This window comes from Polaribacter vadi, assembly GCF_001761365.1.
Classification (GTDB): Bacteria; Bacteroidota; Bacteroidia; order Flavobacteriales; family Flavobacteriaceae; genus Polaribacter; species Polaribacter vadi.
On sequence record NZ_CP017477.1, the window covers coordinates 2,024,947 to 2,038,032 of the forward strand.

At 29.5% G+C, this 13,086-nt stretch carries 9 protein-coding genes; all 9 read left to right on the top strand.

The window, feature by feature from the left end:
* Positions 1–20 precede the first annotated feature (20 nt).
* The 9 genes from LPB03_RS09045 to LPB03_RS09085 all read left to right on the top strand — a co-directional run bounded on the left by LPB03_RS09045 (position 21) and on the right by LPB03_RS09085 (position 13,032).
* On the top strand, positions 21–263 hold the full coding sequence (locus tag LPB03_RS09045) for a hypothetical protein (RefSeq protein WP_065317633.1): 243 nt from the start codon (positions 21–23) through the stop codon (positions 261–263).
* Positions 256–711, top strand: a complete 456-nt coding sequence (locus tag LPB03_RS09050) for a type II secretion system protein GspG (protein ID WP_065317632.1) — start codon at positions 256–258, stop codon at positions 709–711. Before LPB03_RS09045 ends, LPB03_RS09050 begins: the two co-directional genes overlap by 8 nt.
* A gap of 8 nt (positions 712–719) precedes the next feature.
* Complete coding sequence (locus LPB03_RS09055) at positions 720–1,541, top strand: alpha/beta hydrolase (protein WP_065317631.1); 822 nt, start codon at positions 720–722, stop codon at positions 1,539–1,541.
* Between the two features lie 38 nt (positions 1,542–1,579).
* Positions 1,580–2,899, top strand: a complete 1,320-nt coding sequence (gene tilS, locus LPB03_RS09060) for a tRNA lysidine(34) synthetase TilS (RefSeq protein WP_065317630.1) — start codon at positions 1,580–1,582, stop codon at positions 2,897–2,899.
* Complete coding sequence (locus tag LPB03_RS09065) at positions 2,899–4,869, top strand: protein-disulfide reductase DsbD family protein (protein WP_065317629.1); 1,971 nt, start codon at positions 2,899–2,901, stop codon at positions 4,867–4,869. The genes tilS and LPB03_RS09065 overlap by 1 nt, the downstream gene beginning before the upstream one ends.
* Positions 4,870–4,902: 33 nt before the next feature.
* Positions 4,903–5,289 carry a hypothetical protein gene (locus tag LPB03_RS09070; protein ID WP_065317628.1) on the top strand — a complete coding sequence of 129 codons (387 nt, stop codon included), beginning with the start codon at positions 4,903–4,905 and terminating at the stop codon, positions 5,287–5,289.
* Positions 5,290–5,449: 160 nt separating this feature from the next.
* The gene (locus LPB03_RS09075) at positions 5,450–8,029 is read left to right on the top strand and encodes a phosphoenolpyruvate carboxylase (protein ID WP_065317627.1); all 2,580 of its coding nucleotides are present in this window, start codon (positions 5,450–5,452) and stop codon (positions 8,027–8,029) included.
* Positions 8,030–8,122: 93 nt separating this feature from the next.
* On the top strand, positions 8,123–9,658 hold the full coding sequence (locus LPB03_RS09080; protein ID WP_065317626.1) for a YifB family Mg chelatase-like AAA ATPase: 1,536 nt from the start codon (positions 8,123–8,125) through the stop codon (positions 9,656–9,658).
* A 20-nt stretch (positions 9,659–9,678) separates the two neighbouring features.
* Positions 9,679–13,032, top strand: a complete 3,354-nt coding sequence (locus LPB03_RS09085; protein WP_065317625.1) for an FIDD domain-containing protein — start codon at positions 9,679–9,681, stop codon at positions 13,030–13,032.
* Positions 13,033–13,086: the final 54 nt, after the last annotated feature.

Here is a 13,086-nt window from a genome sequence, read left to right on the forward strand (position 1 = left end):
AAACATAAATTATTAGCAGCATGATCTTAGAAAAAGAAGAAAAATTCAAACTTATTTTTGATACACTTAAAGAGAAACAAACAGAACAATCGATGTTCAATAAATTTTTAGAATTGTATCCTGAGGAATGGAAACAGCTAAAAATTACCTTCTCTAAATTTAATAGAAGCAAAAAATTTGGAAATACAATTCCTTTGCCAAAACCTGAGCAATCTTTAAGAAAAGAACTTAGAGTTTGGTTGAAAAACAATAAAAGTGCATAGTTTAATTGTAGATGTTTTAGAGCTTTATTCAGACATTAAACATTGGTTTAAAGTAAGGAAAAGAAGAAAGTTCGAGAAAGAAAATAAGCTACCTAAAAAAAGAATGATAAGTCCAATGAATAAAATTGGAATTGTAATTCTTATCATTTCAATCCCTTTTCTCTTTTTGAGATTTAATAGATTTCGAAATCAAAACTTTGCATCGACTTTAGACAAAATTATTGAAATAAAATTGCTATTAGAGTCAGAAAAAAAGCAATTTGACTATTATCCAAAAGAACTAAAAACGATTATTAGAAATAATCCTTTGCGTAAAAACATCACTTTAGATGCTTGGAAAAACGAATTTATTTACAAGATTTCTAAAGATTCCTTAAATTACGAACTAATTTCTTTAGGAAAAGATGGTAAATTAAATACTTCTGATGATATTAGCGTAACAAACTAGAGCTAATTATGACACACAAAGAATTTAATTTCGACTTTTATAATACCAAATTTTACGGACAATCTTGGGAAGCAGAAAACACGAAAGCTGTTGTTGTTTTGGCTCATGGAATGGGCGAACATTCTTCACGTTACGAACATGTGGCTAAAAAACTAACTGACAACAATTTTTCTGTAGTTGCTTTTGATCATTTTGGACATGGAAAAACTGAAGGGAAACGTGGTCATAATCCTAATTTTGAAGCTGTTTTAGAGAGCATTTCTAAAGTGATTGAAAAAGCAAGAAAACTCTTTCCAGAAAAACCAGTTTTTTTATACGGACATTCCATGGGTGGAAATGCTGTTGTAAATTATAGTATCAGAAAAGAACATCAATTAAAAGGAATTATTGCAACAAGTCCGTTTTTAAAATTGGCTTTTAAACCATCAGCTATAAAATTATTTGTTGGGAAAATGCTCCAAAATATTGCACCTTCTTTAACCATGGGAAATGAATTGGATGTGAATGCAATTTCAAGAGATAAAGAGGAAGTGAAAAAATATATGAATGATCCTTTAATTCATGCTAAAATTAGTCCAAATTATTCCATTAAATTTATTGAGACTGGAGAATGGGCAATCGAAAATGCTGATAAATTAAAAACGCCTATGTTCTTATTACATGGAACTGCTGACAGCATCATCGATTATAAAGGAACAGAGAAATTTGCAAATAATTCAAAAAATGCCACTTTAAAACTATACAAAGGTGGTTTCCACGAATTGCATAACGATTTATGCAAAGAAGAAATGTTACAAGATATTGTTGATTGGTTGAACGCTCAATTATAGTTTTATCATCTTTAATTTTCGTATTTTTGAGCCTTAAAATGATACAAAAACTCACAGCACATATCAACATAAATGTTCCTTTTTTAAAGGATAAAAAATTACTAATTGCCATTTCTGGTGGCTTAGATTCTGTTGTTCTGCATCACCTTTTAGCAACTTTAAATTTTGATATTTCTTTAGCTCATTGTAATTTTAATTTGCGTGGAAAAGAAAGTGATTTAGATGAAGAATTTGTAAATAATTTGTCACAAAAAACGTCTAATCAGATTTTTATAAAATCATTTAATACAGAAAAATACTCCAAAGACAATAAACTTTCTACACAAATTGCAGCAAGAGAATTGCGTTATACTTGGTTTCAAGAACTGGTAGAAAAGCACAAATTCGATTATATTTTAACAGCTCATCATGCAGATGATAATTTAGAAACTTTTTTGATCAATTTAACAAGAGGAACTGGTTTGGAGGGTTTTACAGGAATTCCAAAAATAAATGGAAATATTGTTCGTCCACTTTTGCCTTTTTCTAGAGAAGAAATACTAAAATATGCCAAAGAAAACAAGATTGAATGGCGAGAAGATGCCAGTAATGCATCTACAAAATACACTAGAAATAAATTAAGACATCAAGTGATTCCTGTTTTAAAAGAGATCAATCCAAGTTTACTTTCGTCATTTGAAAAAACGCTTGAAAATTTACAAGAAAGTCAGCAAATACTTGAGGATAGAATTGAGGAAGTTTCATCAGAAATTATTGAGACAAAAGAAGCTATCACAAAAATAAATATCGATAAAATACAGCAACTTTCAAATCCGAAAGCATATTTATATCAACTTTTAAAAAACCATAGTTTTACAGAATGGAATGATGTTTACGATTTACTTTCTGCACAATCTGGTAAACAAGTTTTTTCTAAAACACATCGTTTGTTAAAAGACAGAGATTTTTTAATTTTATCTAGAAAGACAGATGTTAACTTAGACAAAGTCGAAAGATCTTTTAATATAAACAAAGATGAATTAGAAATCAAGAATCCTATTCATTTAACTTTTGAAACAGTTAAGCAAATATCAACAGAAAATAAGCAAACTATTTACGTTGATAAAGATTTGTTAAAGTACCCTTTACTTGTTAGAAAATGGCAAAATGGAGAGTATCTTTATCCTACAAAAATGCAAGGCAAAAAAAAGTTGAGTAAATTTTTTAAAGATGATAAATTTTCAGTTTTAGAAAAAGAAAATACTTGGTTACTTTGCAATGCTGATAACGAAATTATCTGGGTGATAAATCACAGACAAGACAGGCGTTTTTCAACAACATCATCAACCAGAAAAACCTTAAAAATTACAACTTTATAATGAAGAAATTCATCACACTTTTCATCTTTTTGTTTACCCTATTTTTAAACGCACAAACTGAAGATGAACCTATAAAATTAGAAACTTCTGTAACTAAAATATCAGAAACTGAGTACGATATTATTTTTAGTGCAACACTTTATAAAGGTTGGTATTTATATTCGCAATACAATCCAGAAAACGCTTCTTTACCTTTAGAAATTACCATTTTAGAAAATGAAAGTGGTTATAAATTAGTTGGTAAAGCAGATGAAAAAGATACGTTCAAAAAATATTCTGATATTTGGGAACTTGAAGAAATTGTATTTAAAGATAAAGCAATTATTACCCAAAGAATTCAATTAACCAACAAAAAAATTACACAAATAAAACTAAATTTCTTTGGTCAAGTTTGTGAAACTGCTTGTATTAACATCGATGAAAATTTTACGCTTTCTTTAGCAGGAAATTTAATTGAAGAAACAGTTTCTATCGATGAAAAAAGTAAAAAATTAACCCAACAATTACAATTAGATTTAAAAAACACAGCACTTTTAAAAAATGGTTCAGATTCAAATTCAGAGAGTTCAGATGGTTTATTTAGCATCTTTATTCTTGGTTTTGTTGGTGGTTTCTTAGCACTTTTAACACCTTGTGTTTTCCCAATGATTCCTTTAACAGTCTCATTTTTTACGAAACAATCTAAAAACAAAAAGAAAGGAATTTTTAATGCAATTTTATACGGGTTTTTTATTGTAATTATCTACATTTTACTGAGTTTACCTTTTCACTTTTTAGATAATTTAGATCCTGAAATTTTAAACACAATTTCTACAAATGTTTGGTTAAATATTTTCTTTTTTGTGGTTTTAGTAGTTTTTGCGTTCTCATTTTTTGGTTTTTTTGAGATAACCTTACCAAGTTCTTGGGGAAATAAAATGGATGATGCTTCGTCAGTTGGCGGAATTATTGGCATCTTTTTTATGGCATTAACCTTAGCAATTGTTTCCTTTTCTTGTACAGGACCCATTTTAGGTTCTTTATTGGCTGGTTCTTTAACTTCGGATGGTGGAGCAACACAATTAACAGCAGGAATGACAGGATTTGGCTTGGCTTTGGCTTTGCCTTTTGCATTGTTTGCATTGTTTCCAAACTGGTTAAATTCGCTACCAAAATCTGGTGGATGGTTAAATACAACCAAAGTAGTTTTAGGATTTTTAGAATTGGCGTTGGCTTTTAAATTCTTATCAAATGCAGATTTAGTTGCACATTGGGATTTGCTAAAACGTGAAGTTTTTATCGGAATTTGGATTGTAATTTTTAGTGGTTTAGCTTTATATTTATTTGCTAAAATTAAATTCCCTCACGATTCGCCCATCAAAAAATTATCATTTTCAAGGATTTCTTTTGGCATTTTAGTCGTTTCTTTTGTTATTTATATGGCTCCTGGAGTTTTGAAAAACCCTACCTGGAATTTAGGATTGTTAAGTGGCTTTCCTCCTCCACAATTTTATAGTATTTACGAGCAAGAAAGCGAATGTCCTTTAGGTTTAGATTGCTACAAAGATTTTGAAGAGGGCTTAGCGAAAGCTAAAGAAGTTAACAAACCAATTTTATTAGATTTTACAGGTTGGGCTTGTGTAAATTGTAGAAAAATGGAAGAAAATGTTTGGAGCGAATTGGATATTTATCAAACGTTAAAAAACGATTATATTTTAATTTCTTTGTATGTTGATGACAATGAAAAAGAGTTACCTGAAGCACAACAATTCGATTTTTTAAAAGCCAATGGAAAAATTAAAAAGATAAAAACTTACGGAAATAAATGGGCAACTTTTCAGTATGTCAACTTTAATAATACTTCACAACCTTATTATGTTTTATTAAGTCCAGATTTGGAAATTTTAAACAAAGCCCAACAATATACAGATAGAGATACGTATTATGCTTGGTTAAAAGAAGGTTTGCAAAATTTTGAAGAAAAAAATTAGTATCTTTAGAATTCTCATCTAAAGGATAACGTTATGAAAAATAACTACTTATTTTTAATGCTTATTTTTCTTTTAAGTTTTTCTATCAATGCTCAAAAGACAACTACATCAACCTTAAAAAAATCTGCAAGTATTTATGCAGTTTCTGGTTTGTTTAATGCTAGTAATAATTTTTCTGCCATCAATAAAAAACTAAAATTAAATAATTTTGATTTTGTTTATGTAGATCAAATGGATTTAGATTTAAACCAATTTTCATTTCAATTTAAAGATTTAGGTAAAAATCCTACTGCATTTATTTATGATGATTACATCGCTTATAGAGACGAAAATTTACTAAAAGGTTTTCTATTAAAAAACGACCCAACTCGTTGGAATTTGTGGTGCCCAAGCCCACTTTCTGTAGAACCAACAGAATAAAAAAATAACAATTTCAATACTTTTTATCAGAAATTAAACATTTGCAAAAAAACATCATCGATTTATATCGATTTCGTAATTTTTTACATGATTATTCGTATAAACCTAGCTGCTTTATTTTTTGTTTTTTGTAATTTCACACTATAAAAATTTAAAAAATATGTCTGCATTACCCGAATTAACAAGATTTAATGACAATGTGTTGTCTAAATATCAAATTTATAACAGCATATTTATTACACTTCCTTTCGATACGATTGATAACACAGGTGTTTTATTACCACTTTTTCATAAAATTTGTGAAAAAGGATTTGAACAAGGAAAAAATCCTACAGAAATTGTAGAAGAGTTTTTTTCTAAATATCAAGATTCATCAGAAGGAAAAAATAAGACCGATTTACTTTTTCAATTTATACAATATATAGAACGTCAAGTAGTTTTATTTGATGCTATTGAAGATGCTGCTTTTCCTATTGTAAATAATATGGATGGAATTGGAACCTTAAGAAACTCGAAAGAAATTGCCATTTTAAATGATAAAAAAGAGGAACTTAAAAAGCATTTAGAAGATTTTAAAGTACGTGTTGTTTTAACGGCACATCCTACACAATTTTATCCTGGTTCTGTTTTAGGAATTATCACAGATTTGGATCAAGCTATTCAAAATGACGATTTATTATTGATAAAAAAGCTATTAGCTCAATTAGGGAAAACGCCTTTTTATAAGAAGACAAAACCAACTCCTTATGATGAAGCTATTAGTTTAATTTGGTATTTAGAGAATGTATTTTATCATTCTGTACCAAAAATTTACAACTATATTCAGCATAATGTTTATGATGGACATCCTATTGATAATGAAATTATCGACCTTGGTTTTTGGCCTGGAGGAGATAGAGATGGAAACCCATTTGTAACCACACAAATTACGTTAGATGTTGCAGAAAGATTGCGTCAATCGATTTTAAGAAATTATTATAGAGATGTAAGACGTTTAAAAAGACGTTTTACTTTTGATGGCGTTCATGAAATTTTAAGCAAAATAGAAAAACGTTTATACAAGCACGTTATTAGAAGTTATTCTAAGGTAAATTTCTCTCAAAAAATATTATTAGAGGAATTATATGCAGCTAGAGATATCATTACCGAAAACCATAATTCCTTATTTATTGAAGAATTAAACGATTTTATAAACAAAGTTAGAATCTTCGGTTTTCACTTTGCAACGTTAGATATTCGTCAAGATAGTAGAGTACATCACAAAGCATTTACGCAAATTGTAGAAGATTTATTAGCTTCTGGAGATGCAACATTTCCTAAAAATTATCATCAATTATCAGAAGATGATCAAATTAAAGTTTTAGCAGAAATTAAAGGAACTATAGATCCTGCAATTTTGTCTGATGAAATGTCTGTAAAAACGATAGAATCTATTTATGCTTTAAAAACTATTCAGCAAAGAAATGGAGAAAGAGGTGCAAATAGGTATATTATTAGCAACAACCAAACTACTTTAAATGTGATGCAAACTTTTGCAATGCTAAATTTATGTGGTTTTGAAAACGAATTGCCAGTTGATGTAATTCCGCTTTTTGAAACAGTTGACGATTTAGAAAATGCAAGTGATGTAATGCGCACTTTATACACCAATAATACATACAGATATCATTTATCGAAAAGGAAAAATAAACAAACTATTATGTTAGGTTTTTCTGATGGAACAAAAGATGGTGGTTATTTAATGGCAAATTGGGGAATTTTTAAAGCCAAAGAAGCCTTAACAAAAATTTCTAGAGAATTTGATATTGAAGTAATTTTCTTTGATGGACGAGGAGGACCACCTGCAAGAGGAGGAGGAAAAACGCATCAATTTTATGCTTCTTTAGGCCCAACAATTGAAGATAAGGAAATTCAATTAACCATTCAAGGACAAACGATTAGTTCTAATTTTGGAACCTTAAATTCTTCTCAATATAATTTAGAACAATTAATAAGTTCAGGTATTAAAAACGAAGTTTTTACAAAAGATCAATTAAATGATGCTCATAGAACTATTATTGATGATTTAGCAAAAACGAGTTATAAAACCTACGTTGATTTTAAAAATCATCCGCAGTTTTTACCTTATTTAGAGCAAATGAGTACCTTAAAATACTATGCAAAAACTAATATTGGAAGTAGACCAAGCAAGCGTTCAAATTCTGATACGTTAGATTTTTCAGCTTTAAGAGCCATTCCTTTTGTCGGTAGTTGGAGTCAATTAAAACAAAACGTTCCTGGTTTTTATGGAGTTGGAACTGCTTTAAAAAAGTATGAAGATGCTAACAGATTTGATGAAATTGTAGAGTTTTACAATGCTTCAGATTTCTTAAAAACACTGTTAGAAAACAGTATGATGAGTTTAACAAAATCTTTCTTTGGTTTAACTGCTTACATGGCTGATGACGAAGTTTTTGGAGAATTCTGGACACTAATTTACGAAGAATATAAAACTACAAAACGTTTGTTATTAAAACTAGCAGGACATACAGTGTTGATGGAAAATCATCCTGTTGGAAAAGCATCTATTGAAATTAGAGAAAGTATTGTTTTGCCATTGTTAACTATTCAGCAATATGCTTTAAAGAAAATTCAAGAATTGCAAAAATCAGAAGGAAATGAAGCTGAAATTGAAATCTTTGAAAAAATGGTAATGCGTTCTTTATTTGGGAATATTAATGCTAGTAGGAATTCTGCTTAGAATTTTCATCAGCATAAAAAATATAAAATGCAACCTAAATTTAGGTTGCATTTTTTTGTTGGTTTATTTTTTTCCTATCTTTAAAGAAAAAAAATGCTTGTTAAAGTTTACGGTTCTGCAGTTTTTGGTATAGAAGCCACTACTATTACAATTGAAGTTAATATTGATAAAGGAATTGGGTATCATTTAGTGGGTTTGCCTGACAAAGCTGTAAGTGAAAGTTCTTACCGAATTTCGGCAGCTTTAAATAACAATGCTTACAAACTTCCTGGAAAAAAAATAATCATAAATATGGCTCCTGCAGATATTCGAAAAGAAGGTGCTTCTTATGATTTATCTTTAGCAATGGGTATTTTGGCAGCATCCAATCAAATAAAATCAGAAACTATAAACGAATATATTATTATGGGAGAACTTTCTTTAGATGGAAGTTTGCAACCCATAAGAGGTGTTTTGCCAATGGCAATCAAAGCCAGAGAAGAAGGTTTTAAGTACTTTATTCTTCCAAAAGAAAATGCTAAAGAAGCTGCAATTGTTGATAATTTAACGGTTTTAGGAGTAGAAAATATTTTAGAAGTTATCAATCATTTTAATGGTGATAAAAAAATTGAACCGACAATTGTAGATACAAGAGCCGAATTTTATAAAAATATCGATTTCCCAGAATTCGATTTTTCGGATGTAAAAGGACAAGAATCTATAAAACGTTGTATGGAAATTGCAGCTGCTGGTGGTCATAACATTATTTTAATTGGACCTCCAGGTTCTGGAAAAACCATGTTAGCAAAAAGACTACCAAGTATTTTACCACCTATGACTTTGCACGAAGCTTTGGAAACTACAAAAATTCATTCTGTAGTTGGTAAAACAAAAAATAATGGATTGTTGTATCAACGTCCATTTAGAAGTCCACATCATACAATCTCGAATGTTGCTTTGGTTGGTGGAGGACAATATCCAAGACCTGGAGAAATTTCCTTATCTCATAATGGCGTTTTGTTTTTAGATGAATTACCAGAATTTAAACGTGAAGTTTTAGAAGTGATGAGACAGCCTTTAGAAGATAGAGATGTTACCATTTCTAGAGCAAAATTCACAGTAACTTATCCTTGTTCTTTTATGTTGGTGGCAAGTATGAATCCAAGTCCAAGTGGTTTTTTTAACGATCCAAACTCTCCAATGACCTCTTCTCCACAAGAAATGCAGCGTTATTTAAGTAAAATTTCTGGACCTTTACTAGACAGAATCGATATTCATATTGAGGTTACTCCAGTGCCTTTTGAAAAATTATCCGAAGAAAGAAAAGGCGAATCTTCTGTAGCTATTAGAAAACGTGTTACAGCATCTAGAGAAATACAATCTGCACGTTTTGAGGAATTTGAAAACGTGCATTATAATGCTCAAATGACTGTAAAACAAATCAGAAAATTCTGTAAATTATCTCCTGAAAGTTTATCACTTTTAAAAACTGCTATGGAAAAATTAAACCTTTCTGCAAGAGCTTATGACCGAATTTTAAAAGTATCTAGAACCATTGCAGATTTAGCAGATGTTACAGATATTTCTCCAGATCATATTGCAGAAGCTATTCAATATAGAAGTTTAGATAGAGATGGTTGGTTGGGTTAAATTTTATATTTTTACGCTCTATGAAAAAACTTTTACCTCTACTTTTTATTTTCTTTTTTTGGTCAACTATTAATGCACAAATTACGTTATCTCATAATGTTGGTAATATTCCCATAAAAACAGATTGGGTAAATTGTGACGAAGAACAAAGTTGGAGTAGAGTTTTCAATTTAGAAGATTTCGGAATATCCACAGATGAACAATTTGTTATAAAATCAGGACAAACAGCAATTAGTAATGCAAAATTAGGTTCTGGTATACAAATGACTATATCCATAATAGACGAGAATTTTCCTAATTCAAATATTTTGCACAATAATGGAAGTTATAGAGAAACTCCAGAAATTGGTGATACTCCAGAAATATTAACTTTTCAATTTTCAAGTCCTGTAGTTATTCCTGCAGGTGTTAAAAAAATTCTTGTAACTGTAAATCAATCAAGGGTTACAAGTACAAGTCAAACTCCTTTTCTTATTGCTGGGACAAAAGATGATAACGATGTGTCTTGGTTTTATGGTTGTAGAAAACATTATACTTATATTAAAACTGAAAATTTAGAAGACCCTAAACCAAATGCAAATTTTTTTATAAATGTAACAGGTGAGAAAATAAACACAATTAATTCTGATGAAAATATTAACTTAACTCATAATATTGGGGATAATGTTATAAAAACACAGATGTTTTCATGTAGTAGTTCTTCTCATTTTTGGGCAAGAAAATTTGTTTTAAAAGATTTTGATATAAATGATAATGAAGAACTTATTATAGATCAAGGTCAAATAGCGTTTAGTGAAACTGGATGGTTGTCTTCTGTTCAATTTAATATTTATAAAATAGACGCAGATTTTCCTGCTTCTTTTTCTGAAAGTGATTTGATTGGAAGTAGTCAAGCTCAAACAGTTCCTGCTTTTAGCAAAGTAGGACTTACTGCAAAAATAACTTTGGTTGAATTTGAAACACCTATAACTGTTCCTGCTGATGTAGAAATTATACTAGTTGAAGTAAAAAAAGGAATTGTTTATGGAGATGGCCTTGCATTTATAGCAGGAACAGAAAATGACAATGATGATTCTTGGTATAGAGGTTGTAATGGAGATCCTTCTGGAGAATATAACACAACAGATAATTTAGCAGAACGAGGAATAGCGTATTGGAAGAAGGATTTTAATTACTATATCACTGTAAACGGAAAAGCAAGAACAATTTTTCCTTTTACAATTACAAATGATAACAACTGCGAAAATAAAATCAACAATTTTAGTTTAACAAATCAAGCAGAAATAAAATCTGTGGTTTGGAATTTTGACGACCCTAGTTCTGGTGTAAATAACATATCAACTTCTAATAATATTTCTCATCAATTTTCATCTCCAGGGATTTATAATGTTACTGCAACAGTTATTCATATTGATAACACCAGTTATACAATTCCTCAAGAAATAGAAATTTTTGAAATGCCAAACATCAACCCTATTGTTTCTCTAAAACAATGTGATAATAGTGATATTGATGGTTTTAGTTTCTTCAATTTAAACGAGGTAAAAGAAAAAATAATTGCAAATCCCGATGATTATTCCATCTCTTTTCACGAAGATAACGTTGATGCTAAAAATGGAAGTTCAGAAATAACGAACATTACAAACTATAAAAACGAACAAGTAAGTATTGATAAAATTTGGGCAAGAGTAGAAAATACTAATGGTTGTTTTGAAGTTAGTGAAGTGAATCTTTTTGTCTCTACTACAGAAATACCAGCTATTCTATTAAAAGAATATTATCAATGTGATGATGGAACAAACACAACTGATGGAATTGCAACGTTCGATTTTAGTGATATAACAAACGATATTATCAATATATTTCCATTAAATCAACAACTAGAAATTACTTATTATAGAAATGAAGAGGATGCTTTAGCTGAAGAAAATGCCATTGCAGATATTACCAATTATCAAAATATTGGCTATCCAAATCAGCAAAATATTTATATTAGAGTTGATAGTAAAGTTGATAATGATTGTTTGGGTTTAGGTGAACATATTTCTTTAAACGTCGAAAAAATGCCAGTTGCAAACCCTGTAATTGTGAATCCTGAATGTGATAATGATAGAGATGGAGTCTATTCTTTTGATACATCAGCTATACAAAGCACCATAATTGGAACCCAAACAAATGTTATTGTTACTTATTTTGATGAAAATAATGTAGAACTTTCAAGCCCTCTTCCAAATCCTTTTATTACAGCTTCTAAAAACATTACTGCTAAAATAGAGGCTATAAACTCTAACGATCTTGATGGAAAATGTAGTGATACAACTGTTATTGAATTTATTGTAAATGCAGTGCCAATTGCAAATACAATTGCTGCTCAAGAAGAATGTGATACTGATTTTGATGGACTTGTTGGTTTTAATACAACAACTATTGAAAGCGAAATTATTGGCAGTCAAACAAACTTGATTGTTAGGTATTTTGATGAAAATAATGTGGAGTTATCTAGTCCTCTTCCAAATCCGTTTTATTCTGCTTCACAAACGGTTAAGGTTCGTTTAGAAAACCCGATTTACGATGTTTGTTTTGAAGAAACCACAGTCGATTTTATTGTGAGAGAAAAACCAACTGTCAATTTAATTTCAGAAGATATTATTTGTATGACAAACAACTCTAACCTAGAAATTAAAGTTGATAATCCTAACGCTAATTTCTCTTATACTTGGAGAGATGAAAATGGAATTATTATAGGTAATTCAGCAACTGCAAATATTCAAAAAGGTGGTGTTTATAAAGTGATAGCAACATCTCATTATGGTTGTAATTCAGAGGAAGAACAAATTACAATAAGTGAATCTTCAATTTCTTCTATCACCATAAATGATATTGAAGTTCAAGACGATTCAGATAATAATTTCATCAAAATAAATACTGATAATTTAGGTTTAGGAGATTATGAGTTTAGACTTTTAGACACGAATGGAACTATTTTATTTGATTATCAAAATGAGCCTTATTTCGAAAACTTAGAAGGAGGTGTTTATAATTTAGAAGTTAATGATAAAAACAATTGTGGTTCAATTCCTTTTGAAATTGCCTTGATTAGTTTTCCTAACTTTTTTACACCAAATGGCGATGGAAATAATGATTTTTGGCAAATAAAAGGGATTGATAAAAGCTATTATAAAAGTGGAAACATTAGTATTTTCAACAGATATGGAAAACAAATAACCACTTTTACAATTGATGATGTAGGTTGGGATGGCACTTATAATGGAAAACAAATGATTGCTAACGATTATTGGTTTCAAGCGATTTTAATAGATCAAAAAGATAATGTAAAAAACAGAAAAGGTAATTTTAGCTTATTAAGACAATAAATATTTAACCAAAAAAGGAGTAAAAATGATAAACATTCCTACTCCTTTTAATTT